The organism is Paenibacillus sp. VT-400, assembly GCF_001029205.1.
Lineage (GTDB): Bacteria > Bacillota > Bacilli > Paenibacillales > Paenibacillaceae > Paenibacillus > Paenibacillus amylolyticus.
The window spans coordinates 41,470-67,558 of the sequence record NZ_LELF01000065.1 but is presented as its reverse complement, the minus strand read 5'-3'; the positions used below and the strand labels follow the sequence as shown (position 1 = coordinate 67,558).

Below are 26,089 nucleotides of genomic sequence, written 5' to 3'. Positions count from 1 at the left end.
GGCGTTTTTTTTGCTGTTATTAGCAATATGCAGAAATTCACATTTGTAAAATTGCCCCGAAAACGACGATTAAAAAGGAAGCTTATGGTATCATAGAATAGACTGGCAATATTCATGCGAGGTTATTTGTTATGCTTCTTTGTATGAAATTGAAGGGAGAGGTCCAGATTTGAGTTTGAATTGGAAGTTTAATCTACGTTTGAAAATGTTCGCAACCAAAGCAACAACCGCAGCGATGGCAACACTGCTGCTTGCTTCGCAAACACCAGGTTTTGCAGGCAGTGCATCAGCCGCGCAAGCAGAGCAGTTGACCGAAGCGACAACGGGGGAAAATGAACAACTAGACGCAACGAGCAATGACGTGCCTGAGGGAGCGAAAATCTCATCCAGGCAAGCCAGTGAAAATATACTGAAATTATTTCCATTATTAAAAAAAGCAACGATCTCATCTGCACGATTCGATTCACCTAATTCCTATCCACCGCCAGACTACAAGGCGTGGGAGATCGGGTTCCAGATTACACAAGGTAATCATACGTCGGGATTCAGTGGAACTGTACATGCAGGCACAGGGGAAGTGTTAAGTGTACATTTGCCGTCGGATATCCTGGATAAACATGTCTCGGAATCAGATGTGAAGTTAACCAAAGCTCAAGCTGAAGAAAAGGCCGTGGCACTGTTGTACCAAGCGATTCCAGGTCTTAAGGAAAGTGAATATGCTCCGCTTGGAGATCTGTATTCTTCCATCGAACAAGAGTCATTGTTTGGCAGAACAGAGTACCGATACGGGTACCAGTTAAAACATGATGGATTGTTATCTGACGCAGAGACAGTCTACATTAATGTGGATGAAGGTGGTTTGGTGACAGGTTACTCACGAGGTACTATTGAAGCCAAGTATCCCTCATCGAAACCGGCAGCTTCAGAAGAGAAGGCCAGACAGCAGTTTGAAGAACAGTTCGATGTGGAACTGGCTTATATCGCCAAAGATCGTCTATCTTCCAAACAGGGTCAGCAGTATTACCTTGCATATACACCAAAAAATATCAGTATTGTTCCGATTGAAGCCAATACGTTGGAACGGATTAATACATTAACAGGTAAAGCTGTAGATAAAGATTCTTTGCAGCAGGATACGAAGTTAAAAGGTGATGTAACACCTTTTGTCCCGGCCAATGGTACGAGGTTAAATGTGCAGCAGGCCGCCAATCGGGTCGCAACAAACTTTGATATTCCCAAGGGTTATAAGCTGGAACATAGCCAGCTGGGTAAGGGATATTACTCAAGTCCGAACAATCAGGTGTGGAGTCTGAGCTGGAGTGATCGAAGTGCCAATATGTCCTATATGTTCATGCGGGATATCTCAGCACAGGTAGATGCAGTTACCGGGCAGATCTACAGTTATACGATGATGCAACGAATGGGACCGGAGATGGAACAGGAGAAGCCGGCTGAGGAGAAGGCAGGCAAATTGGTAACCCGGAAGCAGGCTGAGAAACTGGCGATGGACACGGTGATTGCGCTAGTTCCAGACGCAACGGAGCAGTTCCGACTGGCTAACGTGATTGAGGTGGATGATGCTCGCACATTTTTGTTCCAGCGTTATCTGAACGGAATTCCGGTTAAGGAAGATACGGCACAAGTACAGGTGTTGAACAACGGGACGATTAACGAGTTCTATACACGTATTGCGGCAACGCCTGAACAACTGCCGGCAGATGTTAAGCCTGCTATCAGTTATGAAGAGGCCAAGGCACTCTATCTGGAGGAGTTCAAGCTGATCCTCGCATATTCCCGTTATGGCGGATATGGTATGAACGGTGGTCAAGTCATCCCAGCGGGGGTGAATCTTGCTTATATGCCTACACGTGATGAGAATTCGATCTATGGCAACTATGAAGCGCTGGATGCGAACACAGGAGAGTGGAAGCTTTTATACGGGGACACAAGCTCTGCAACCAAGGCTGAACCTACGGATATCTTGGGTCATGTGGCCGAAGCAGCTCTGCGCAATATGACACAGCATGGCGTAATGCTTGCTGATGAGCAGGGACGCGTATTCCCGGATCGTGTGATCACCCGGGGAGATTGGTTTAACTATCTGGCAAGAGCGATTAATCCAAATATGGATCTGTACTACAGTGGGGACGGAGATGACAAGTTATACGCTGATGTGACGCCTGACAGCCCGTATTATAAGGCAGTTCGGGCATTAATCGATCAGCGCTGGCTTGCCGGAGCGGACCCTGAACAGAATTTGAATCCGCAGGAAGAGATGACACGTGAAGAGTTGGCAGTGCTGCTTGTACGTATTTTACGCTATGAGAAGCTGGCCGGATTCTATACGTTGCCATCGGATCTTCCCAACATTGCGGATGCCAGTGCCATTACGAGTAAGGGAGCGGTCTCCCTGAGTCTGAAGCTGGGATTGCTTCCTTCGATTGAAGGACGATTCATGCCTGCACGTAAAGTGACGGTAGCTGAAGCGTCACAGGTATTGGAACGGCTGGCGAAGCTTCAAGGTAAAACAGATACGTTTATGAGTGGTAATCGCCTGTATTAGACGAGGAATCACTCATATCGTGACCAAACGAAACATAGGATGAAGATAACGGGTAATCGTGATTTATTGAACTGAAGATCAAAGGGACCTTCCATAGAAGGTCTCTTTTGATTTGCTTTGACAAAACTAGAAGAATGACGACAGAGCCTTTTGTGATACAATAGGGCGTGAGAACTTTGCAAAGAAGGGTGGGTTCCTTTCATGGGTAAGAACGGGAAACGAATTATCACCATACTGCTGGCAGGCTGTCTGATTGCTGTAGCGTTACCACGTACGGTTGATCTGGATCAACTGTATGCTGCATCAGGAACATCAGATATATCCACGGCAACAGATTTGCGCCAGACCTTGCTTACCGCAATGTCACAGCGAACGGAGGAACTTGTTTTTACATACAAAGGCAATGTGAAAGGCCTCAAAAAACAATTACAAACCTCCATCGATGAGGCAATGAAGAGTGACCCCTATATTCAATATACCGTTAAAAGTTATGCATTTAATTATAAAGGCTCCAATGTGTCGGCCGAGGTGCATGTGACTCTCTCCTATCGGGAGACCAAGGAGCAGACCGATTATGTGAATCGTAAAGTCACAAACGTGTTGAAAGAAATCATCAAACCAGGCATGACGGATCATGAGAAGGTCAAGGTCATCCATGACTGGATTGTGCTTAACCTTTCCTATGATACTTCGTTGAAGAAATATACGGCCTATGACGGGCTTGTTACAGGCAGTACCGTCTGTCAGGGATATTCACTGTTGGCATATCGGATGCTGGAGCGAGTAGGTATCGATAACCGGATTGTGGAAGGTACAGCGGGCGGGCAGCTTCATGCCTGGAATATCGTGAACCTGGACGGCAAGTGGTATCACATGGACACCACCTGGGATGATCCTACCCCTGACCGCAAAGGTAAGGTTAGCCACAGCTACTATTTGCTGAGTGATGATGAGATGGCACGTGACCATATCTGGACAGGCAAAAGCAAGTACCCCGCTGCGCCTGCCCCATATCGAGAAGCTTTATTAAAGCTGGTGAAGGCCGGAGATAGCAAAAAAGCCGCTTATCAGAAGCTGTACCATGCTCTGGACTATTCCCTGTATGATGAACAGGATGCTGTTAAAGGCCATGCTGCGCTGAAGACCAAAGTTCAGAGTAAGCTGAAGGAAGGCGGAACCTCGCTGACATTCAGGTACAAGGGTACGGAGGCTGGACTGATTGAAGATTTGCAGGATTTGTACCAACTTGGCATGAAATCGATATCTTATTATGTGTCCAAAATGGAAGGTACTACGGATCTGCGCGTCAAAATTAATTGGACACTATAACAACCGTTTGAACAGGATGCTCCGCTTGAGGAGTATCCTTTTTTGTGTTCAATTATTTGTTCAAAAACGAGGATTTTAGTGTTGTCTATTTTTTGTATATGTCGCTTTGCTATTCTAATCTTCGGCGTATGCCAACACTACGTACGAGGAGGATATGCAAACAATGAGGAAAAAAGTGAGCATAGTGATCATTGCTCTGTTACTGGTCACGCAAATGATGCAGGGTTGGATATTTACACCAACAATGCATGCTCAGGATGAATTAACTAACTTGCCAGCCAGTGCAATCAGCGATACAGCATCAGAAGAAGGTTTGGCAGGTTCGGAAGAGGTCAACAACGTTGACGTTGCTGCCACTCCGGAAGAAGAGGGTGAGGGAAACCTCAACCAGAGCAGTTTAGCAATGGCAGCTGCAGGTCCGGTAATTACAGATCAATTGATTACCAGTGTGCAGATGTACAATCAGGAACCAGAAGACAACGGGAATGGCACGATTGAAGTCAAAGGAGATAAAATCGAGAATATTCGACCACGCATTCAGGATGAGGTGGCTGTAGTCTTTACATGGGGACTTGCAGATGACAACCACAACTACAGCGATGGCTCTACGTTCACCTTTAACTTGCCCGATAAATTCATCATCGGATCGCAGCTTAAGGGTAATCTGGATGGCGGTGTTGGGGAGTATGTGGTGAATCCAGATGGCACAATCATCTTTACCTTTAATGAACTGATCGAGCATGCGAAGCTGGAAGGCAACTTCTACGTGTGGATTAAGTTCGATGAGAGCAAGATGGAAGATGGCTTGAAACAACAGATAGACTTTAGTTCCGTGGGGCAGGGCATCATTGATGTACATTTTGCCAACACAGCCGTAGATAAGTTGAAGAAATCGGGAAGCGCAAACAAAGAGAACTTCAACTCGGATGAAATTAAATGGACTGTAGATTTTAACCAAGGCGAGAAGGCTATGAAAAATGCTGTTCTTGCAGACACGTTCCCAGCAGAGCTGGAGCTCAAGGGCAACATCGAAATTCGCGAATTGGAAGTGCAATTGAATGGATCTGTTAAAGAAGGCCCAGTAGTTCAAACGGAACCACAGTTTCCAATTCAATTGGGAGATACAGATAAGGCCTATCGTGTAACCTATACGACAAGTGTTAAAGCACCAACCACTGCTCCGTTCACTAACGTGGAGTATCAAAACCAGGTTGCGCTTACAACAGATCAGAGCGAGCACAACGAAACAGATATTGGCCGAGTTCGTGTGAGTTTTAATGAGCCTTTGAACAAATCAGGGCAAGATAGTGCGTATGATCCGGTGACACAGACGGTCACATGGAAAGTACAATATAACTACAATCAGCAAGAAATTATGCAAACGAATGCATGGATTGAAGACCGCTTTGATACGGCAAAACAGCAACTGATCAACAATTCCGTCAAAGTGTATCAAGTGGACATTAATGCAAGTGGAGCGGCTTCCAACAGAACACTGATCAATCCAAATGAATACACACTCGAAGCGATGGGTACAGGGTTCGATAATGGCTTCAAATTACATTTTAAGAATGATATTACAAAGGCCTATGAGATCGAATATGATACACAATCCATTCATCGTGTTTATACAAACGACACCATTACGAACACAGTGAACATGTATGATGGCACTTCCAAAACAGGCCGAAGAGACGTTCAGGAAGTCATTTTTGCAAAGAGTGTAAAAAGTGAAAACTTCAACACAAAAGAAATCGAATGGCAGATTGTTGTGAACCGTGATTTGCAGGACATGACGGATATCGTCATCACCGACAATTACGAAGGCAGACATATGAAACTGATTCCGGGTAGTCTTCAAGTGAGTGGTGTTAACAAAGACGACTTTGAACTGACTCCAGACCCGGCTGATCCAACGTATGAAAAAGGATTCTCACTTCGCTTGAAGGACGGCGTAACGCTTAGTACGGAGCATGTTATCACTTATAAGACAAGCTTCGATCCCACAGCAGGTATGCCAACGAATGATGAATATCGCAACTCGGCGAAGATCGATTGGGAAGAGTCTGATGCAAAACAGACTTCGATTACCAAATCTGCTGCGGTCAAACCGCAAGACTACACGATTCAAAATGGTAACAAAAAGGGTGAATATAGCGCCAAAGATAAAAAGATCACCTGGACAATCGATGTAAACTACAATTTGTTTGATATTCAGGATGCAATTCTTAAGGATGCTTACACTGGAGACCAATCTTTTGTAGACGGCTCATTGAAAGTTCATGAGTTAGAGTTGCAGGGAGCCAATAATGTTACTGCTGTGGGTAGCGAGGTTCTGCTCACACCTGGTCAATTCCAGTTGAACCCGGACGGTAAAGGTTTTGCGTTGGATCTGGGTAACATGGGCAAAATGGCTTATCGCATTCAGTACGAAACAAGTCTGGATGGACCATATTCTGTCGCAGGCGCATATGCCAACCAGGCTGTTCTGACGGATGGTGAGGGTGGTGCAATACGATTTAATAGATCAGCCAGTGTTACACCTGCCAACGGTGGTGTATACGTCCGCAAAACAGGGAAGCAAGAAGGTACAACGGATAAAGCATCATGGACGGTAAATATCAATCCAAGTCAATCTTTCATTCCTGCGGGTAACCAATTAACAGATACCTTGTCAGAGAACCAGATTTTATTGGCTGATTCATTGAAATTATATGCAACCAATTTACCTGCCAACAATTCAGGCAATGTATCCACCAAAGCTGGACTTGTTGATCCGGCTGATTATGAATTGGACGTGGAGGGCAATACATTTACCTTCACCTTCAAGAAAGATATCCATACTGCATTCATTTTGGAATATCAGTCTTATATTAATGCCGATCATGGCGCCCGAATTGAGAATAAGGTTGAATTTGCAGGCCAATCTTCCTCGGTAATCGGGGAAGGTAATCAGTCGGGAATCAAAGTTTCCTTGGCTGGAGCAGGTGGAGGAGCCTCTACAGGTCTGGGCAAAATCAGAATTCACAAAGTCAGTGATGCAGGAGTTCCGCTGGAGGGTGCAATATTTGCAATCTATAATGCGTCTGGAACTACGCTTCTGGAAACATTGAACCCAACGGACGAGAATGGTGTGGTTGAAAGCTCCAGAAACTATCGATTAAACAATCTAACCAACGGTGTACCTTATAAGTTAAAAGAATTATCTGCACCGGCAGGATATTTGGTTGATCCTGAATATGGCTCTGCCTCAGGTAAAACGATTGAATTCAAGGATGCGGATATCGCTTTTGAAATTGAAAATAAAAAGATTCGTCAAGGGTTTGAATTAACCAAGGTAGATGCGGTGGACTCCTCCAAGACACTTAAGGGTGCAACTTTCGAATTGTACTCCAAGGACGGCGCAACGCGAGAGAAAATCGATGAGTTAACGACAGGGGAAGATGGAAAGATCGCCAAAGGTGGACTGTCGCCAGGGGATTATGAGCTGGTAGAAGTCGTGGCACCTGAGTTTTATCAATTGGATGCTACACCAATTCCGTTTACGATTGTAGAGAATCAGACGGAGAGTATTACATTGACGAAGTCTAATGCAATGGGTGTAGGTGGTAAACTTGTCGTTACCAAAGTAAATGCCAAGGATAAGTCCGTATTAAGCGGAATTGAATTCGAATTGCGTGATCGTTCCAACATTGTCATCGATACAAAAGTAACCGACCTAAATGGGGTCATTGAATTCGATGGTTTGGATTATGGTTCATATACATTGGTAGAGACCAAGGCAGAAGGCTTTGTTATTGAACAGCCGGAGACCCTTGTATCTATTATCAAACCGGAAACTCAATTAACCATTGAAAATAAAAAAAATGATCGTTCTGTGAAATTGATTAAAACCAATGCGGGTCGAACTCAGTACCTTCAAGGAGCTGTATTTGAATTACGGGCTCAAACTGCATTGATGGATGCAAATGGGAATTGGGAGTTCCACAAGGTAACAGGTCTAGATGAAGCTACATTGACAACCAATCAACAAGGTGAAATTGTACTTGAAGGCTTGGATATCAATAAATATCAGTTGGTTGAAATAAAAGCGCCTAACGGATACATGTTGGAAACAACACCAGTACCATTTGAAATTACGAACATACAAACCGAAGCTGTAGTTGTGGAAAAAACAAATCAGGCTATCCCGGTATCGGGTGGTGGGTCTAGTGGACCTTATAATCCGGGAACACCTACTACGGGTGTAACACCAGATCCAGAGAAACCAGTAACTCCGGAACCAGGAAAACCAATTCCGTCGGTTCCAGGCACGGTTGTAACTGAACCTACAGAGTCTGGGGGAGGAACCGAAAGTCCGACAGATGAAGATTCCGGGGGAGTGACACCGACACCAGGCGATTCGAACGGTGACGACACTGCACCTCCAGTTGGGGATACAGATGCACCTGATGGGGATGGTGCACTCGCACCTCCTGCTGGAACGGATACAGATGGATCACAGGGCAATGGAAATTCTGCATCACAGCCAAACGGAAATTCTGGATCTCAGGGAATGCTGCCACAAACAGGTGAAGAGAGCACAATGGCTTACACTGCTGTGGGCATGATGCTGATGGCGCTAGGTAGCGCGGGATTCATGTACTTCCGCCGCAGACAACAGCTTCATCGCTAGATCGAAACACGCAGTATCTAAAATTCATCGTGTGTAGATAGAAATACCCTCTAGCAATCACTACGAAGACTTAGCGTCGACGTGTGAATATGCTAGAGGGTATTTTTGGGTGATATTTAGGGAGGATCAGGTCCCCGTAACAGTTGGTTTCACTGCAATAGCTCTTACAATTAGGCGATGTGTTGGATTGACGAGTGGATCACAGGTAATCAAGGTAAGGACCTGTCCAAGCCCGGGATCCTCCAGCACAGATAAGTCAGTTGGCTCCACAACGGATATCTGATCTACCTTGTATTGGATAATCGTTCGATCTGCCAGGGTGACTTCCATAGAATCACCAATCTGGAGTTCTCCCAGACGATTGAACAGCCGTCCTTTTTTGTGGGCGCGATGAGCCGCTATGGCAGCATTACCTTTGTTCCCGATACGGGTGGTTTCAACAAGATGGGTTGCAGCTACCTTCATGTTGGCTTCCGTTGCACCCTCCAGAATCGGTAAACGGACATCAATCTTGTCAATCGATAGTACCCCCAACGTATCCGAGGAGGCCTCTTGCACTGTACCTGTATTGTCAGTAGTTGGCTCGGCAGAAACTGCATCCTGTATGCCTTGTTCGAAGGAGTGATTAAGCTTAGACAAGCCGTTTTGCAATTGCTCCAGATCGTTCATGACACGGGTTTGCTGCCAGTCATAATACGTTTCCCGCAGGAAAGGAAAGCTGATGATCAGGATGCCCAATAGAACGAGCAGGATAGAGAATTTTTTCATTATACATCAACTCCCGTTGTCCAAGAAAAATAGTATACCTTTCTCTATTCTACTTACCGACCTATACAAAATATGGACAGGGACGAAAGGATGTACAGAAATGTTCGAAGGGGGAGAGTCGAACCAAAACAAAACCTCCCCGTTTCACTACAGTAGGAAAACTGCAACGCCAAGGGGAGTTTTTTTTAATATGAAGTTAAATCGTATCAGTTGTATAAGCTGAACTAACCATTTACATGAGAACGTAGAGGACAGAAATAACGTGAAGAAGCGAAGCTAAAAGCTTTCTGCAAGAAAGCTACTTCGTAAGCATACGCTTCGCCTTTATCACCAGATTTTCACCTTTGTAAAAGTGAATCAAAAAATCTGGGGATAACAGCGATCGGAAGGTTATTCTGTCATCGAAGTGGCAAGTGTAAATATTGCTTCGTTAGTGCTTACCAGTTGGTGAATCGGTAGGTGTGAAATCACATTCCTGCAGCGGCACCACTTTGGTCTTTTTGATCCATTTGTAACCGAGCCACAATACCAGGAACAGGGGTACGCTCAAGTAGGCAACGATGGCTCCACTCCAGTCGATCTGATCACCTGTGAATGCCTGATAGTTCTGTCCGATGATCACGATGATACACAGGACAAAAGCAAAGATCGGCCCAAACGGGAACCAGCGTGCACGGTAAGGCAGATCGCTCAGATCCCTGCCTTGTGCAACGTATGCACGACGGAAGCGATAATGACTTATGGCGATACCCAGCCAAGTGATAAAACCACACATACCGGATGCATTCAGCAACCACGTGTACACAATCCCATCACCGAACAGCGAGGCAAGGAATGCCAACATACCAACGGCTGTTGTAAGCAAAAGTGCATTCATTGGAATACCCTTTTTGTTCAACTTGCCCAAGAAACGAGGGGCTTTACCATCACGGGCAAGGGCATAGAGAACCCGGCTTGAAGCATACATGCCTGAGTTACCGGCAGAGAGTACAGAAGTCAGAATAACGGCATTCATGACGGAAGCCGCAATGGCGAGGCCAGCTTTCTCAAACACCAGTGTGAACGGGCTGACACCGATATTTTCCAGGTCACCTTTGAGCAGATTCGGATGCGTATACGGGATGATCAGACTGATCACGGTAATCGCCAAAATGTAAAAAATCAGAATGCGCCAAAATACCTGACGAATTGCACGAGGTACATTTTCGCGCGGGTTTTCACTTTCACCGGCAGCTACTCCGATAAGCTCGGTACCTTGAAATGAGAATCCCGCAGCCATGAACACACCAAGCACAGCGAAGAATCCGCCATGGATGGGCGCATCACCGATGGTGAAGTTGCTGAATCCAACGGTTTCTCCGCCCATAATACCAAAGATCATGAGCACACCAACGGCCAGGAAGATGATAACAGTAGCGACTTTGATAATGGCGAACCAGTACTCGGACTCTCCATAGCCTTTAACAGACAACACGTTCAAGGAAAAGATCAGCACGAGGAACAATAAGCTCCATAACATGGATGAACTGTCGGGGAACCAGTATTTAATGAGTACAGTAGCGGCAGCAAGCTCTGCTGCAATGGTTACCGCCCAGTTGTACCAAAAGTTCCAGCCCATGGCGAACCCGAGAGCAGGATCGACAAAACGTGCGGCATACGTATTAAATGAACCGGAGTCCGGCATAAAGGTAGCAAGCTCACCAAGGCTGGTCATTAGGAAATAAACCATGATGCCAACGGCCACATAGGCAATTAATGCTCCACCAGGGCCTGCGGTTGAGATGGCGGTACCACTTGCGAGAAACAGCCCGGTACCAATTGAGCCACCGAGAGCGATCATCGTCATATGGCGTGCGCGTAATCCTTTTTTCAGGGAAGGTCCAGTTGTTGTTGTTGTTGTTGGGTTACTGCGGTCTTGCATGGAAACACTCCTTCATTCGATATACTGATGTTTGCGATACTTGAATTCATAAAAACAAAAAGACCACAGGCATCAGCCTGCGGTCTTTAATATTTCAATGTCCGCACCATGTCCCAGATGATTAAGATAGCTCAACACAGAAGAATTCATACCTTTATATAAAGGAAATGTACTTCCGTGACAGTTCTGCGCCTTTCGACAGCAGCCCCAGCTCACCGGACCGTATAAGGAACGTCCAGCGAGCTTCGGCGGGTACACCTTTCGGCTGATCTCATAAGCGGCTCCTTAGCGCCTCCATCAGCGTACTGATCGCACCCGCGACCTCTACCTCACCATCAATGGATGAGGTGTATCTATTGTCTATGAAATTATGAACAACACAACTTAACACCGTGTGTCCTGTTTAGTAAACAGACAATCAGTATAACGCGCATGGTTTTCCAGTGCAATAACAATTGTTGGATGTGAGGTCTGAGAGACGACTATTCCTCTTTTTTGTTACGGCCAGCCATCTGCTGCCATACCGTTCCAGCAGCCTGTTCGCCCGATTCGATCCGCTCCAGAGCCATCTTGGCCTGCAGGCTGACTTCAAATTCAGGATCATCGGCTGCAACGCGCAACGCTTGCTCTGCTTCTTCAGTTCCGACCTCATAGAGAAAACGTGCTGCACGCCAGCGTACAAGTTTACTTTTATCGGATAACGTAGCTGTCATGGCTGGAGTGGCGGCAGGATCACCGATATCCGACAAGGTATCCCCGGCAGTACGGCGTACCGCAGGAGAACTGTCCTGGAGTGCTTCATACAGCAATTCCATCGCTTCCGGTGTACGAATGTCACCCAGGTATACGACAGCCAAGCGACGTATCTGCATTTTGTTGTCATGCAAGGCATGGGCTACGAGAGGCAGTCTTTCTGCTGTAGGTTCCATACCGTCAAATGCCGCATAGCGAACATTCCAGTCCTCGTTTCGCAGAGCCTCTTCAAGTTCGGCTCCATCCAATTCACGGCGGCGCTCGACGAACTCTTCGGATTTGGTACCATGTTCAATGGCCTGTTTGATGACCTGCTCCAGCCGTTCCGGCGGGTAAGCGGCTTCCAATTCCTGCTCGACTTCACGTGCAATGTCCGGTAATTCACCATATCGAACACCGTAATCACTCAATTTACGTTCTTTGATCATCGTTGCACTGGCGACTTCCGTCACGGCTTTAACAAAACGGTCTGACAACGAGATTCGTTCTTCCTTGACCCCGGCCTTGACCCTAATTTGCATCGGTACGCCACGGAAGAATTGTACAAATACCTGTGCTTCTCCGAAGTGCTCGCCTGAACCATCTTCGGATTCAATCCAGTCCAGATCAATGCCTTGCTGTCCAAGGCGGTTTTGGACTTCGCCCAAGATAACGGACCAGTCGGCATTCCCTTTACGATCAAGTGCCACAAAGTCTGTTGTGTGGAACACACTCTTTACACCGGGAATATGAAGCATCTGGCGAATGAACGCCGGAGCAGATCGTTCGTTGTCCAGTGTATATGTTTTGCGAATTCCGTCCTCCAGACGTTCATCGAGATGTAACATCATCGTATTTGGACTCGGTGTTGGTTCAATGGAAACAATATTCATCAATGTAACCTCCTATAGTACCAGATTCATCTTTAACTTCCCGTAAATTAAATCACACGGGTATTTCTCTATTTTACATCAATGTGTGGAATCTGCGAAATCATCCAGAAGTGAAGTGGACGTTTCTAACACTTAATGTGAAGAAGTACGAAATTTGTTAACACTTCTTTCATGTTCACGCACAAACATTTTTAAACGAAAATTGGCACAATAAAGATAAGAATCAACTGGAGGTTATACCTATGGAACCCATTACCGTGCTCTCGGATGGAAAACGTCGTATTGCATATGAGAATATTATTCAATTGTTCAGGAACTGGATTGAGGACTCAACATCTGGTTCTGCGATAGAAACACATCGGGGAAATTGGGAAAATGCCCGTTATTGTATTGTTGATTATCAGGTTGCCGAAGAAGCGGTGTCAGCAGCAAATGCCATTCGGGCTTTTATGCCACAACTTCCGTTACTGGTCATTACGGATTTCAAATCCCTTATTCGGAAGCGTCACCTGCAAGAGATTACAGGTACAGGTGAGATAAAGATGATTCTCTGGAACGAGCAAGACCCGAATCAACTAATCAAGGATATGGAAAATTGGTTTCATTCTTCGTCTATCCATAAATCAGAAATAGCCATACCACCCATCTTATCCATGAGATAAAAGAGAGATATGGCCAAAGATGTTTAACTTTTTAATTGTTACGATCGTATTAGATCACATATTTATAGCCTGTTCCCCAAACAGTCTTAATATAACGTGGGTTCTTGGGGTCAGGCTCAATTTTTTTACGCAGACTTGAGATATGAACATCAATGGTACGATCCAGATAGGCGCGTTCGGAGCCTTTGATCCGATCCATCAGCTCATTGCGGGTGAACACTTTACCTGGATTGCGGTACAATTCCTTCATAATCTCAAACTCAATATGAGTGACCTCGATTTCAACACCATCCACAAACAGAGTTCTTCTGTACTCATTCACATTCACATGTCCAGTAACCTCTGTCTGCTTGTCTTCTTTTACCGGTTTATCCTTATAGGAAATGATTGATCTTCGCAGCAGTGCTTTAATCCGGGCATCCAACTCTTTCAAACTAAATGGTTTGCACAGAAAGTCATCCGCACCATTATGCAATGCACGAAGTCGATCATTCAGCATGGTGCTTGCCGAGATCATCAGAATGGGCACAGTGGAGTGCTGGCGAAAGGCATCTACGAGATCATTTCCATCCATTTCAGGAAGCATGAGATCCGTTACAACAATATCCGGCTGGAATTGTGGAAACAGTTGAAGTGCCTCGCGGGCATGATGAACCCGTTCAGTGATGTATCCTTCCTCCTCAAGAAAGAAAGCAATCATGTCGGCCAGATTTTTCTCATCTTCTATAAGAAGTACTTTGATAGTCATAGGGTCACACTCCTGGTGAAAATAATATGTTAAGAAAATGCTAAAAAAACAAGGTGAATTGCGAATAAATGCCGCAAATTTTTTAATGTTTCTATCCCAAAATATAGGATGTATATGTAGAGAAAGAATAAGCTTTTTGCATGAACTTCAATATTCTAGCATGAATGCAGTTTGGTTGCCGATCAATCAGAATTTCCCAAAGCTGCACCAAGTATTAATTACAGTATAATGGATCAGAACGAGTTAAGGGGAAAAAAGTAATATTGTATCCGCTTAAGTTTATAGGGGGAACCAACGTTGTTGTTGAAAACAGAAGAAAAAATGATCCATGAGGGCAATTGCTTATGGATCGTATAAAGGCAAGACAAATGCTGGATTGGGTCGTGTTGAAGCTGAGAATACCCTGGATTGGGACCAGCATTCTGATCATTCTGGGCTCACTAAGCACTATTTTTCCGTTTACTTTATTCTATGGTGTACAGTTTATGATTGGTAGCGCGGCAGCACTCATTGCTCTTCGTTTGCATGGGGCCATCTATGGATTTGTCACCCTTACAGTTATCCATCTCCTGAATACCGTCTTTGTCGGCTTTGTGCCGCACAATTTAACTGTCATGCTTGCCCACTTCATGGAATTAATTTGGATGCTCGGTTGGCAGATCCGCTGGAAGAATGGCAGTTTAATCAAGGCTAATGCTGTCTTTTGGGTAGTGATGTTACTTCCTGTTATCTATGGCGGGCATTTTATGTTGGGTCTAAATATAGACGATTTGAAGTATGAGTATATGTATATTGCTGTGATTGGTATGGTGAATGCGCTGATTGCGGGAATTGTAGTTGATTTTTGGATCACCACGGGTGAACATAAATCAAAACGCATGGGAACCATTCCACTAACAAGAATTGCGTTTAAATACGTAGTCGCCTTTGTGGTATTTGTTTCTCTTGTACTGTTATCCGCAGATAGCCGCAGACAATTGGGGCAAATGAATGATGCCATATTACGTGATATGAAATATGCAGCAACTGCGGTTGTTCAGGATCTTGATGAAGAGTACGTTACCTCTGAGAATATGGATCAGAATATGGCGCGTTATCATCATCTACTGGGTGTGAATGTGATTCTGCTGAATCGCAATGATACAGTCGTCGCTTCTGGTTTGAATACACTACAGGTGGGCGAGTATCTGGACATGGACAGATTCCGTCTTCTGAAGTCGAGGGATAACCTCATTCTGTTAAGTTCCGCAAATATCCATTACAGCGATGTATTGAATCATTGGAAACAAGCCTCTTTTATCTATGAAGCAGAAATGACAAGGTTAACACCTTATCGGGTATTCATTGTGACTGACTCGTCCGAGTATTACCCCCGAATCGAATCCATTTATCTGACCACGCTGCAATCCCTGTTCATCATCATCGTGGCTTCCATGATCGTAGCGGCTCCTCTCAGCAGTAAGGTTGTTAGCCCGCTGTTAAGACTGACCAGAATGACAGGCTCTCTTCCGAGACTGCTGTTTCGAAATGGGAAGATGGAGTGGCCAACCAGCCATGTAACCGAAGTACAGATCCTGATTGGCAATTTGCGCAAAATGGCCGATGTGCTGCTGGAACAATTCGAGCAGATTCGTCACGACAAGTTAACGCTGGAGGACAGGGTTATTGAGCGTACCAAGGAACTCAAGAATAGTGAAGAGGTCAAACGTGCCATTATTGAATCCTCTATTGATGCGATTATCGCTGTGGACTCCAATGGGTTGATCGTTGAGTTTAATCCAGAGGCTGAAAGAATGTTTGGTTTGCGTCGGGAAGAAGTGATCCTGCACAAGGAAGCACCATCTCTTTTTCAAGGGGCCAGCTGCAAGGAGATCAAGAATTTGCTAGAGCGATTTGAATATGTTGAAGGTAAAAGATACACCATCGTTGAAGAAATTTCAGGTATTCGACGGGATGGTTCCGTATTTCCGATTGAGTACAAAATTGTTGAGATCCAGTTGGGCAAAAATGAGACATTATATAACCTGTTTATTAAGGATATTACGGAGCGGACTAGAGCAGAAGAAGATCGTGTACGTCATGCCCTTGCGCTGGAGAAGCTGAACTCGGAGTTGTTCAATGAGAAGATTGCCATTCAGGAACAGCGAGATATCAGTGAGCAATTTATTGAATCCGTACGGGAAGGGCTCGTGATGTCTGATCGTTCAGGGACCATAACCATCGTCAACCGAAGGATAGAAGAGATGTTTGGTTTGGGTGATTTTATGGGCAGATCCATTGAAGATTTGGCGCAGGCGATTGATACGATGGTATTAACGGACAACTTCAATCTGATGGAACAGACGAGAGCATTCCTGAATGGAGAAACAGCGTTTATCGAGACTGAATTTATATTTAATAATGTGGATAAAAGTGTATTTTCCTTGTACATGAAGCAGATGGATGTCCCCGGTAAAAACCATGGGTTTCTGCTGGTGTTCCGCGACCGGACAGGAGAAGAACGGTTGGATCGGATGAAAAATGAGCTGATCAGCGTGGTATCTCATGAGCTTCGAACGCCTGTAGCCACCATTATGGGATATGTGGAATTAATGATGATGTATGACCTTCCGGCAACTCAGCAGCGGGAATTCATGCAGACCATCTCTTCGGAGGGCAAGCGGCTGAGCAGTTTGCTCGATGATGTACTCGATATTCAGCGCCTCGACAACGAAGGTATGACTTACCACATGACGTATGTACCGCTGGTTGAGTTGGTAGAAGGGGTTGCCGAACAGTGGAATATGAAGTCTGCCCAACGGATCTACGTGCATACGTTTAATGGAGACTTCTTTGCTTATGCTGACCAGAACAGGATGGTTCAGGTTCTGCATAATCTGGTGGGGAATGCCGTCAAGTATTCTCCGGGAGCCGATCGTATTGATGTAACATTATGGGAAGAAGAGGAATGGTTATGTCTTGATGTGCGCGATTACGGAATAGGGATTGCGGAGCAAGAGAAGGACATGCTGTTCAACAAATTCTATCGGGTCGATAATTCGGATCATCGGCAGATCGGCGGAACAGGAATCGGGTTGTACATTTCTCGTAAAATTGTAGAGGATCACAAGGGTACGCTGACTTTTATATCTGCACCGGACAAAGGAAGTACGTTCAAGGTTCGACTGCCCAAGCAGGACGTATTGGTGTGAATTTAATGAAGAAATGTATTCCACTTTTTTATGAATAATGTTTATGTACGAGACCTACGGATAGGGCCTTTCCCTTTCAGCGCGTGAGCGTGATAAGGGGAAAGGCTTTTTTTGTTTTTCAATTTCCCCGGATAAAAAAACAACTTCTTTTGCAAACTGTCTATAGAGCCATAATTTGCATCCCATGCAAAAGGAGGACGGCAGGTATATGTTCCGTAAACAAGAGAAAACACTCATCATCGTCTGTCTGGTTGCAGCTGTGGTTGTGCTGTATGCCGTTGTGAAGAGCATCATCCGAATCATGAGTTATTGAGATACACGTTCAAGCAGAGTAACTGCTGTCGTACATAACGATTATGTGAAAGAGGAGTGTAACCATGTCATCCCTGGACCCTGTTTTGCTCAGCCGGATACTAACCGGCCTTACCCTGTTTGTACACATTATTTTTGCCTCTATCGGTGTAGGTGTTCCACTTATGATTGCCTTGGCGGAGTGGCGAGGACTCCGAACCAATGATATGCATTACACCTTGCTGGCACGCCGGTGGGCGCGAGGTTTTGTCATCACCGTTGCCGTTGGCGTTGTTACAGGCACCTCAATCGGATTACAGCTCAGTCTGTTGTGGCCGATGTTTATGCGGGTAGCGGGTCAGGCAATCGCCCTGCCGCTGTTCATGGAGACGTTTGCCTTTTTTATAGAGGCGATCTTTCTTGGAATTTACCTCTATACGTGGGATCGTTTCAAAAAGAAATATACGCATATGCTGCTGTTGATTCCGGTCGCTCTCGGCTCATCAGCATCTGCGATTTTTATTACAACGGTGAACTCATTCATGAACCAGCCTCAGGGATTCACCCTGATTAATGGCATCATGAAGGACATCCATCCGATTGCTGCCATGTTGAATCCGGCAACGCCAACCAAAGTGTCCCATGTACTCGCCTCATCCTACACCTTGAGTGCAGGTATTCTGGCGGGGATCGCCGCCTTCAGTTTGCTTCGGGGACGGGATCATGTGTATTACAAAAAAGCACTGAAACTCACGACGGTATCTGCGCTCGTATTTGCCATCAGTACCGTCATGATCGGCGATTCCTCCGGTAAATTCCTCGCGAAATATCAGCCGGAGAAGCTGGCTGCCGCAGAATGGCATTTCAAGACGATGAAAGAGGCACCCCTCGTCTATGGGGGTATTTTGGATGAGAATAATGAAGTGAAATATGCGATTGAGATACCGTATGCCCTTAGCATTTTGGCGGGTAATCGACCAGATACGGAAGTGAAGGGTCTCGAAGAATTTCCGGCGGATCTGAGACCACCGTTGTCTATTCACTATATGTTCGACCTGAAGGTCACAACGGGAGTGATTATACTGATGATTCCTGTGTTATATGTACTGCGGCGGTGGTTGCCAGGGCGCAAGCCCTATCCCAAATGGCTGCTGCTTGGCATCGTCTTGCTGGGGCCTCTGGCCATGATTGCGATCGAGTTGGGGTGGATGTTCGCTGAAGTTGGCAGGCAGCCTTGGATCTTACGCGGATATATGAAGGTGGCGGAAGCAGCCACGACGTCAACTTCGGTAGGATGGATGTTAGTGTTGTTCATCTTGCTGTATCTGATCCTGTGTTTCTCGTGCATTCGGGTACTCAGCAAGCTGTTCCGTAACAAGGAAGCAGAGAAGGAACTAGAGTCTCTGGGGCTTGAAGGAGGGATCGTGCATTGAGTTTCGAAATTGCAGGCATCGCAATATTATGGACGTTTTTGTTCGGTTACCTGATCGTTGCTTCGATTGATTTTGGCGCCGGGTTCTTCAGCTTTTATAGCATTTTGACCGGGCATGAGAACAAAATTCATAACATCATTCAGCGCTACCTGTCTCCCGTGTGGGAAGTGACGAATGTGTTTTTGATCTTTTTTGTGGTCGGACTGGTCGGGTTTTATCCGGATAGCGCCTTTTATTACGGGACTGCTTTGCTGGTTCCGGGTTCCCTGGCCATTGTACTGCTTGCGATCCGGGGCGTGTATTACGCCTACAATACCTATGGCAATCATGGGCAGAACAGCCGGATCTATATGGCATTGTACGGGGCGACGGGATTGCTGATTCCAGCCGTGTTCTCCACCATTTTGGCAATATCCGAAGGCGGGATCATTGAAGAGGTGGGCGATCAGGTATTTTTTCGCTGGCGTGAATTTTTGACGAATCCCTATACATGGTCGGTTGTTTTGCTTGCACTGGTTAGTGTGCTCTACATCTCGGCGATGTTTCTATCCTATTATGCAAAACGGGCGGGGGATGAGCCGGCATATGAGGTGCTTCGAGAGTACGCGCTGCTCTGGAGTTTGCCTACCATTTTTGCAAGCTTTCTGGCTTTTCTGCAGATTAACAAACAGAATCCCGAACACTTTGAGCAGATGGTGAATATTTCGTGGATGTTCATCGCTTCGTTTATTTGTTTTGTTATTGCCGTGTCGCTGGTGTGGAAAAGTAAATATCTAGGTTGGTGTTTTGTTGCTGTCATGCTTCAGTTTGCCTTTGCCTGGTATGGTTACGGGCGATCCCATCTTCCGTACATTCTGTATCCTTACATCAATATTTACGACGGCTTTACGAATCGCACGATGGGGATTGCGCTCATTACAGCGTTTAGTCTGGGTTTACTCGTGCTCATTCCTTCGCTTGTGCTGATTATGAAGCTGTTCCTGTTTGATGCCAATTATGTGCGCGGTAATTCTGGTAAAAAGAAAGGATGAGTCTGTTCATGGTCACTACTGAGGGAGTCACGGGGATACCCGGTATAACCGGATTAAGCTTTTTTGAGACATTCACCATTATGTACGCCCCTCCACTGATCATTGCGGCTGCTATTGTCTTTCTGTTTGTATATCTGGCCGTATATAAGAACCCAAAGGATTGATTGGTTGGTACGTCCATTCCCGTTTGGGGTAATCTCTTGTTAAGAAATGAGGAAGGGAGGAGGGCCCTTTCATGCCGAAAATCCGTTATAACAATATCGATAATGTAAGTACGGACAAAACGCTGAAGGAATTCAAACAATGGAGGGAGCAACGGCGGAGCAAAGTGAAGGATTACTCCTACACCGTGCCCAAACACCCGCCTGAACTGGATTATCTGCATGCCAACCGGGATGACACAAGTATTACCTGGATTGGTCACTCCACGTTTTTCATTCAATATTATGGATTGAACATCGTGACTGACCCGGTGTGGGCCGAAAAAATGGGATTTCAACGAAGGCTCGGTGCCCCCGGCATTCCGATTCAGGATATTCCACCGTTGGATGTGATTCTGATATCCCATTCCCACTATGATCATCTGCATCTGGCTTCCTTGCGTAAGCTGATTACAGCCAAGACGTTGCTGATCGTACCCGATGGTCTGAAGCGTAAGATGATTCGCAAAGGATTTCATCGATGCCAGGAGATGAAATGGTGGGATCATATGACACTGGGCGGAGTCAAAATAACCTTTGTTCCTGCACAGCACTGGACGCGCCGAACGTTGTTTGATACCAATACGTCCCATTGGGGCGGTTATGTATTGGAATCGAATCATTCGGCAACGACTTCAGCAGCGGAAAGTGCTGCAACATCAAGCAATCAGGATGAATCATCCACGGAATCAGGGAAGAACGATACATCCAAAACATCAGGCGGTCCGCCTGTGTTGTATTTTGTAGGTGATACAGGTTACTTCCAGGGTTTCAAAACGATTGGAGAACGCTTTGACATTGGGGTTACCCTGATGCCCATCGGTGCCTACGATCCGGAATGGTTCATGACTTCTCAGCATGTGACACCCGAAGAAGCGCTGCAGGGGTTCGTTGAATCCGGCTCACAGCTCATGGTGCCAATGCATTACGGCACATTCAAGCTGGCGGATGATACGCCCAAGGAAGCGCTGGATCGGCTGGAAGTTGAACGTGAACGTTTAGGCATTGGTAAAGAGCGGATTCGGGTGCTTGGTCATGGCGAAACACTCCGCATTCACCACGAGGAAGGTAAACAGGGCTAACAAAAGTGAGCCAAATATGTTAAAGTAGGAAATGCCTGCATGAACAGTACATTTACCAAATCTTTAATAAGTAAAAAGCGGCCAATTTTCGAATTTGCCGCTTTTTTGTGTTATAATATGGTGCCAGAATAGGCATCGGGATATTGAATCCATGATTTACGCAACTTGCTATTCATGCAGTATGCAGATTAACCAATAAAGGATGGTATGCTTAATGATCAGTACAAGCGGCATCACGCTCCGCTACGGAAAACGTGCACTTTTTGAAGATGTAAATATCAAATTCACACCAGGAAACTGTTACGGCCTCATCGGCGCCAATGGAGCCGGTAAATCAACATTTTTGAAAATTTTGTCCGGTGAAATTGAATCAAACTCGGGAGAGGTGCACATCACCCCGGGCGAACGTATGGCCGTTTTGAAGCAAAACCACTTTGAATATGATGAGTATCCGGTTCTCGAAACGGTAATTATGGGTCATAGTCGTCTCTATGCCATTATGAAAGAAAAAGATACGCTGTATGCCAAAGCGGACTTCACTGAAGAAGACGGCCTGCGTGCGGGTGAACTTGAAGGTGAATTTGCCGAGTTGAATGGCTGGGATGCTGAGCCGGATGCAGCGGCACTCCTGATCGGTTTGGGTATCGACCGTGACATGCACGATAAAAAAATGAATGAACTAAGTGGTAACGAAAAAGTTCGTGTCCTGCTTGCACAAGCATTGTTTGGTCGTCCAAACAACCTGTTGCTCGATGAGCCTACCAACCACTTGGATCTCGAATCCATTCAATGGCTTGAGAACTTCTTGATGGACTATGAAGGTACTGTTATTGTGGTATCCCATGACCGTCACTTCCTGAACAAAGTATGTACGCACATTGCGGATATCGACTTTGGTAAAATCCAGTTGTACGTAGGTAACTATGACTTCTGGTACGAGTCCAGCCAATTGGCACTTGCGTTGCAACGTGATGCTAACAAGAAAAAAGAAGAGAAGATTAAAGAGCTTCAAGCCTTTATTCAACGTTTCTCTGCGAATGCCTCGAAATCAAAACAGGCAACTTCCCGGAAGAAACAACTCGACAAAATCACGCTGGATGACCTTCGTCCATCGAACCGTAAATATCCGTTTATCAATTTCAAACCTGAGCGTGAAGCCGGTAAACAATTGTTGACCGTAGATCGTATCAGCAAATCCATTGATGGTGTAAACATGCTGAATGATATCAGCTTTGTCGTGAACAAAGGGGATAAAATCGCATTTGTTGGACCGAACGGGAATGCCAAGTCACTCTTGTTTGATATTCTTATGGGTGAAACGGAATTGGATAGCGGCGAATATACTTGGGGTGTAACTACAACTCAAGCTTATTTCCCGAAAGACAACTCCCAATATTTTGACGGTGTAGACATGACTCTTGTGGATTGGCTCCGTCAATATTCCAAAGATCAGGATGAAACGTATCTGCGTGGATTCTTGGGACGTATGTTGTTCTCAGGTGAGGAATCCTTGAAAAAGGCAAGTGTACTCTCCGGGGGCGAGAAAGTTCGCTGTATGCTGGCGAAAATGATGCAGACTGGTGCCAACGCATTGATTCTGGATGAGCCTACGAACCACTTGGATCTCGAATCCATTACAGCGCTGAACAATGGTATGATTGATTTTGACGGCACAATGCTGTTTACATCCCATGACCATCAGTTCATTCAAACCATTGCTAACCGGATTATCGAAATTACGCCAAATGGCATCATTGATCGCCAAATGAGCTATGACGAGTATCTGGAAAGTGATGAAATCAAAGAACTGCGCAATAAAATGTATCCGATAGAAGCTTAAACTAAGCATCGTCTACCGCACATTATTATAGGAACACCAAAGAACCGCAAGCCTCTGTGAAGAGGGCTTGCGGTTCTTTTTGTAAATCAATGGGTTTCTCTGCGGTTTTAAGACCTAAGATCCACCAGTACGGCGACGTTGGTTGTTAGGCTTTTTGTTGTTTTGACTCTTCATCGCTTTAGGTCCGCCTTCAAAGTAGGCGCTGGATTGGTTACCGGAATTTGCTTGTTCTTTCTTTTGCGCCAGCTTTTGGCGTATAGCATCCTGCAAACTGACCTTTTTCGGTTCGTTATTTTCGCTCATCGTTATTTCCCTCCCGGTCTTACAGTGAGCCGTCCAGATTGGACGGGATGTACCTATTTTATACGTTTTACAAAAGCCCTACAAGGGCAACCTGATAAAATGCTCAAAACCTTTGGTTTTACCTAGGCCAACATTTTTTCTCAATAACTACAGCCCTGCCGTCTGGCAACTTTGTTTCGGCTTGCCTACAGCAATGCAGCCTGGCAACACTGTTTCTGTAGACCCACACGCTCCACATTTGTTAACATGGAAAAACCGTAATACGAAACGTTAAAAGGGGTGTCGCCCGGTTTGAACGCTTATGAAGAAATTCGAAAAGGGGAGCGAGGGGCTTGGGTTAGTATCGCAGCCTATCTCGTCTTGTCCGCCTTTAAGCTGATCTGTGGATATTTATTTGCTTCCAGCGCGTTGCTGGCCGATGGTTTTAATAACCTTACGGATATTGTGGCATCCATTGCTGTATTGATCGGGCTTCGGATTTCGCAGAAACCACCTGATTCGGATCATGCTTATGGTCATTTCAGAGCGGAGACGGTTGCTGCCTTGGTGGCTTCATTTATTATGGCTATGGTTGGGCTGCAAGTATTGGTTGAAGCCGTTCGCTCCTGGTATGAAGGAGCCTTTGTTGCTCCAAATCTGTGGGCGGCAGCGGTGGCTGTAGTCTGTGCAGTGGTGATGTTAGGCGTATATCGTTACAATAACCGTCTGGCTAAACAAATTAATAGTCAGGCTCTGATGGCTGCGGCGAAAGATAATCGTTCGGATGCCTGGGTCAGCATAGGTGCTGCAATTGGAATTATAGGTGCGCAGTTTGGACTTCCATGGCTGGATAAAGTAGCTGCCATTGCTGTAGGTCTGTTGATCTGCAAAACGGCTTGGGAGATTTTTCGGGATTCTACACATCGTCTTACCGATGGATTTGACCAGAAGGAACTGACGGATCTCAGATCCTCAGTAGCACGCGTTCCTGGTGTTGAGATGATCAAGGATGTGAAGGCACGTGTGCATGGCAGTCATGTACTTGTGGATGTAGTCATTGAAGTGGACGGAGGCCTAAGCTTGATTGAAGGCCATCAGATCTGTGACCGTGTTGAAGAGCGGTTGAAGCGATCGCATAACATCATGCATGTACATGTACATGTGGAACCAAAGACGGAAGAAGTCACAAGGAACCCTTGAACAGGGAGTGAACATCTTGGAAAATCAAAAGAGGACAGCCGCGATTGTGCGTGCTGTCCTCTTTACTTATCGTTAGAACGAATATACGATGTTACTTAATGGCAACGTGGATCCACGCTTTGCCTTTCCAAGTGTACACTTGCACCCACTCGCCGCCGTCGAATCCGTCAACCACTTCACCTGTTGTATCGATGACTTGGGAGCCTAACGCACCGATTGGTTTACCGTTAGGTGCATCATAGAACCAAGTGCGCTCCAGAAGGTTCAGCAACATTGTAGGCATCAGTACTTCATCGCCTGGTTTTACAACTGGTTCGTCAAATAACTTATCTGTTGTAGGAGAAGGGTTATTACCATTAGTGCTGTAGGTAGCACCGGTTACTGTCTCAGTAGTGCCTTCTACTGTTTCTACAGCAGGTTTGTTCACTTCAACAGCCGGAGTTGTTGTCGTTGTTGTAGCTTCTGTTCCTTTTTCCGGAGTCACCGTTCCAGTAACCGCTTCCTCCGCACCCGCAGCGGCAGCCATCGAACCCATCAACGTTAAAGCAGCAGCAAAACTTACGATTTTTTTCATTTTCTTTTCCTCCTCGGTAGGTATGTAAAATGTTGTCCTGATTACAAGTAACCAAGCAAGCACCCTTATGAATCACAAATTATAACAATATTTTCTTGGATCCTCCAGTGTCAACTGACGCATATATGGGTATATAGCAATCCTGTAAATATCATACTTCAGTGGGATAAAACCGGGTTGGCTATCTCAAAAAGGTCCTGTTTTTTTTGGATTCATACGAGAGCGGATTGGAATAAAGCAGAAGGGAGTGCAATACATAATATAGAAAAGTTGACCTATCCCTGAACGCACAAAAGCCAATCGGCTTGGGAGCACGATCGGCTTTTGTATGTATTTCGTTTAGTAAACACTCAGTCATATCAGAGCCTGAGGTTATCGCATTCGGCTGCGTCCCGTAATCAGGGAGATTACGAACAGTACAACAAAGATGAAGAAGAGTACTTTCGCGATTGAAGCAGCTGCTTCAACAATACCGAAGAATCCAAAAATACCTGCTACCAGTGCAATAATTAGAAATAATACAGACCATTTCAACATAAGTATTCATCCTTTCGTATAATTGATTGTGGAGTGAGTTGTGTTCACCTCACCGCCTTGTGTAGTCTAACTTTAACCGAGTGCTAACCGCTTGAAACATTGGTTTTTTTTCCAAGCGAAGGCATATATGAAGGGAT

The 26,089-nt window shown here is 45.5% G+C and carries 18 protein-coding genes and 1 riboswitch; of the genes, 11 read left to right on the top strand and 7 right to left on the bottom strand.

Going from position 1 to position 26,089, the window contains the following annotated elements; translation table 11 throughout:
• Window positions 1-169: 169 nt before the first annotated feature.
• The 3 genes from EL84_RS10015 to EL84_RS10005 all read left to right on the top strand — a co-directional run bounded on the left by EL84_RS10015 (window position 170) and on the right by EL84_RS10005 (window position 8,567).
• Window positions 170-2,563, top strand: a complete 2,394-nt coding sequence (locus EL84_RS10015; protein ID WP_047841585.1) for an S-layer homology domain-containing protein — start codon at window positions 170-172, stop codon at window positions 2,561-2,563.
• 201 nt (window positions 2,564-2,764) lie between these two features.
• Entirely contained in the window at window positions 2,765-3,892 is a 1,128-nt protein-coding gene (locus EL84_RS10010) for a transglutaminase domain-containing protein (protein ID WP_036606951.1), read from the top strand.
• A gap of 163 nt (window positions 3,893-4,055) precedes the next feature.
• Complete coding sequence (locus EL84_RS10005) at window positions 4,056-8,567, top strand: collagen binding domain-containing protein (protein ID WP_053061444.1); 4,512 nt, start codon at window positions 4,056-4,058, stop codon at window positions 8,565-8,567.
• 126 nt (window positions 8,568-8,693) lie between these two features.
• On the opposite strand, the gene EL84_RS10000 is transcribed toward EL84_RS10005, so the two are convergent.
• The 3 genes from EL84_RS10000 to EL84_RS09990 all read right to left on the bottom strand — a co-directional run bounded on the left by EL84_RS10000 (window position 8,694) and on the right by EL84_RS09990 (window position 12,881).
• Window positions 8,694-9,335, bottom strand: coding sequence for a class D sortase (locus EL84_RS10000; RefSeq protein WP_047841584.1), 642 nt, complete (start codon window positions 9,333-9,335; stop codon window positions 8,694-8,696).
• A 430-nt stretch (window positions 9,336-9,765) separates the two neighbouring features.
• Window positions 9,766-11,256, bottom strand: a complete 1,491-nt coding sequence (locus tag EL84_RS09995) for an amino acid permease (RefSeq protein WP_047841583.1) — start codon at window positions 11,254-11,256, stop codon at window positions 9,766-9,768.
• Between the two features lie 119 nt (window positions 11,257-11,375).
• A riboswitch (Lysine riboswitch) is annotated at window positions 11,376-11,591 on the bottom strand.
• Between the two features lie 147 nt (window positions 11,592-11,738).
• Complete coding sequence (locus EL84_RS09990; protein ID WP_047841582.1) at window positions 11,739-12,881, bottom strand: virulence factor; 1,143 nt, start codon at window positions 12,879-12,881, stop codon at window positions 11,739-11,741.
• Window positions 12,882-13,123: 242 nt separating this feature from the next.
• Between EL84_RS09990 and EL84_RS09985 the strand changes: the two genes are divergently transcribed.
• The gene (locus tag EL84_RS09985) at window positions 13,124-13,543 is read left to right on the top strand and encodes a hypothetical protein (protein WP_047841581.1); all 420 of its coding nucleotides are present in this window, start codon (window positions 13,124-13,126) and stop codon (window positions 13,541-13,543) included.
• A gap of 49 nt (window positions 13,544-13,592) precedes the next feature.
• Here EL84_RS09985 and EL84_RS09980 read toward each other — a convergent pair whose 3' ends face one another.
• Window positions 13,593-14,291 (bottom strand): response regulator transcription factor, encoded by a 699-nt coding sequence (locus EL84_RS09980; RefSeq protein ID WP_047841580.1) that lies wholly within the window; start codon window positions 14,289-14,291, stop codon window positions 13,593-13,595.
• A gap of 344 nt (window positions 14,292-14,635) precedes the next feature.
• Here EL84_RS09980 and EL84_RS30785 point away from each other — a divergent pair, with 344 nt between their 5' ends.
• The 6 genes from EL84_RS30785 to EL84_RS09955 all read left to right on the top strand — a co-directional run bounded on the left by EL84_RS30785 (window position 14,636) and on the right by EL84_RS09955 (window position 23,359).
• On the top strand, window positions 14,636-17,482 hold the full coding sequence (locus EL84_RS30785) for an ATP-binding protein (protein ID WP_053061443.1): 2,847 nt from the start codon (window positions 14,636-14,638) through the stop codon (window positions 17,480-17,482).
• A 377-nt stretch (window positions 17,483-17,859) separates the two neighbouring features.
• Entirely contained in the window at window positions 17,860-19,206 is a 1,347-nt protein-coding gene (locus EL84_RS09970; protein ID WP_036606964.1) for a cytochrome ubiquinol oxidase subunit I, read from the top strand.
• Window positions 19,203-20,237 carry a cytochrome d ubiquinol oxidase subunit II gene (locus tag EL84_RS09965; protein ID WP_036668011.1) on the top strand — a complete coding sequence of 345 codons (1,035 nt, stop codon included), beginning with the start codon at window positions 19,203-19,205 and terminating at the stop codon, window positions 20,235-20,237. Before EL84_RS09970 ends, EL84_RS09965 begins: the two co-directional genes overlap by 4 nt.
• An 8-nt stretch (window positions 20,238-20,245) precedes the next feature.
• Window positions 20,246-20,401, top strand: a complete 156-nt coding sequence (gene cydS / locus EL84_RS32235; protein WP_155985027.1) for a cytochrome bd oxidase small subunit CydS — start codon at window positions 20,246-20,248, stop codon at window positions 20,399-20,401.
• Between the two features lie 71 nt (window positions 20,402-20,472).
• Window positions 20,473-21,519, top strand: coding sequence for an MBL fold metallo-hydrolase (locus EL84_RS09960; protein WP_047841579.1), 1,047 nt, complete (start codon window positions 20,473-20,475; stop codon window positions 21,517-21,519).
• Between the two features lie 214 nt (window positions 21,520-21,733).
• Window positions 21,734-23,359 (top strand): ABC-F family ATP-binding cassette domain-containing protein, encoded by a 1,626-nt coding sequence (locus EL84_RS09955; protein WP_047841578.1) that lies wholly within the window; start codon window positions 21,734-21,736, stop codon window positions 23,357-23,359.
• A 114-nt stretch (window positions 23,360-23,473) separates the two neighbouring features.
• On the opposite strand, the gene EL84_RS09950 is transcribed toward EL84_RS09955, so the two are convergent.
• The gene (locus EL84_RS09950; RefSeq protein WP_017692261.1) at window positions 23,474-23,662 is read right to left on the bottom strand and encodes a hypothetical protein; all 189 of its coding nucleotides are present in this window, start codon (window positions 23,660-23,662) and stop codon (window positions 23,474-23,476) included.
• A 291-nt stretch (window positions 23,663-23,953) separates the two neighbouring features.
• Here EL84_RS09950 and EL84_RS09945 point away from each other — a divergent pair, with 291 nt between their 5' ends.
• Window positions 23,954-24,841, top strand: a complete 888-nt coding sequence (locus EL84_RS09945; RefSeq protein ID WP_047841577.1) for a cation diffusion facilitator family transporter — start codon at window positions 23,954-23,956, stop codon at window positions 24,839-24,841.
• A gap of 91 nt (window positions 24,842-24,932) precedes the next feature.
• Here the strand turns inward: EL84_RS09945 and EL84_RS09940 are convergent, their stop codons facing one another.
• Together EL84_RS09940 and EL84_RS31270 are read right to left on the bottom strand one after the other, a co-directional pair.
• Window positions 24,933-25,415 (bottom strand): hypothetical protein, encoded by a 483-nt coding sequence (locus tag EL84_RS09940; RefSeq protein WP_047841576.1) that lies wholly within the window; start codon window positions 25,413-25,415, stop codon window positions 24,933-24,935.
• Between the two features lie 372 nt (window positions 25,416-25,787).
• The gene (locus tag EL84_RS31270) at window positions 25,788-25,952 is read right to left on the bottom strand and encodes a DUF1328 domain-containing protein (protein ID WP_017692264.1); all 165 of its coding nucleotides are present in this window, start codon (window positions 25,950-25,952) and stop codon (window positions 25,788-25,790) included.
• Between the last annotated feature and the right edge of the window lie 137 nt (window positions 25,953-26,089).

Bases quoted from the DNA above. Each gene is read 5' to 3' on its own strand.
- EL84_RS09990 (WP_047841582.1), bottom strand. From the start codon at position 12,881: ATGAATATTGTTTCCATTGAACCAACACCGAGTCCAAATACGATGATG.
- EL84_RS30785 (WP_053061443.1), top strand. From the start codon at position 14,636: ATGGATCGTATAAAGGCAAGACAAATGCTGGATTGGGTCGTGTTGAAG.
- cydS (WP_155985027.1), top strand. From the start codon at position 20,246: ATGGTCACTACTGAGGGAGTCACGGGGATACCCGGTATAACCGGATTA.
- EL84_RS10000 (WP_047841584.1), bottom strand. From the start codon at position 9,335: ATGAAAAAATTCTCTATCCTGCTCGTTCTATTGGGCATCCTGATCATC.
- EL84_RS09940 (WP_047841576.1), bottom strand. From the start codon at position 25,415: ATGAAAAAAATCGTAAGTTTTGCTGCTGCTTTAACGTTGATGGGTTCG.
- EL84_RS31270 (WP_017692264.1), bottom strand. From the start codon at position 25,952: ATGTTGAAATGGTCTGTATTATTTCTAATTATTGCACTGGTAGCAGGT.
- EL84_RS10010 (WP_036606951.1), top strand. From the start codon at position 2,765: ATGGGTAAGAACGGGAAACGAATTATCACCATACTGCTGGCAGGCTGT.
- EL84_RS09995 (WP_047841583.1), bottom strand. From the start codon at position 11,256: ATGCAAGACCGCAGTAACCCAACAACAACAACAACAACTGGACCTTCC.
- EL84_RS09950 (WP_017692261.1), bottom strand. From the start codon at position 23,662: ATGAGCGAAAATAACGAACCGAAAAAGGTCAGTTTGCAGGATGCTATA.
- EL84_RS09960 (WP_047841579.1), top strand. From the start codon at position 20,473: ATGCCGAAAATCCGTTATAACAATATCGATAATGTAAGTACGGACAAA.
- EL84_RS09970 (WP_036606964.1), top strand. From the start codon at position 17,860: ATGTCATCCCTGGACCCTGTTTTGCTCAGCCGGATACTAACCGGCCTT.
- EL84_RS09985 (WP_047841581.1), top strand. From the start codon at position 13,124: ATGGAACCCATTACCGTGCTCTCGGATGGAAAACGTCGTATTGCATAT.
- EL84_RS09980 (WP_047841580.1), bottom strand. From the start codon at position 14,291: ATGACTATCAAAGTACTTCTTATAGAAGATGAGAAAAATCTGGCCGAC.
- EL84_RS10005 (WP_053061444.1), top strand. From the start codon at position 4,056: ATGAGGAAAAAAGTGAGCATAGTGATCATTGCTCTGTTACTGGTCACG.
- EL84_RS09955 (WP_047841578.1), top strand. From the start codon at position 21,734: ATGATCAGTACAAGCGGCATCACGCTCCGCTACGGAAAACGTGCACTT.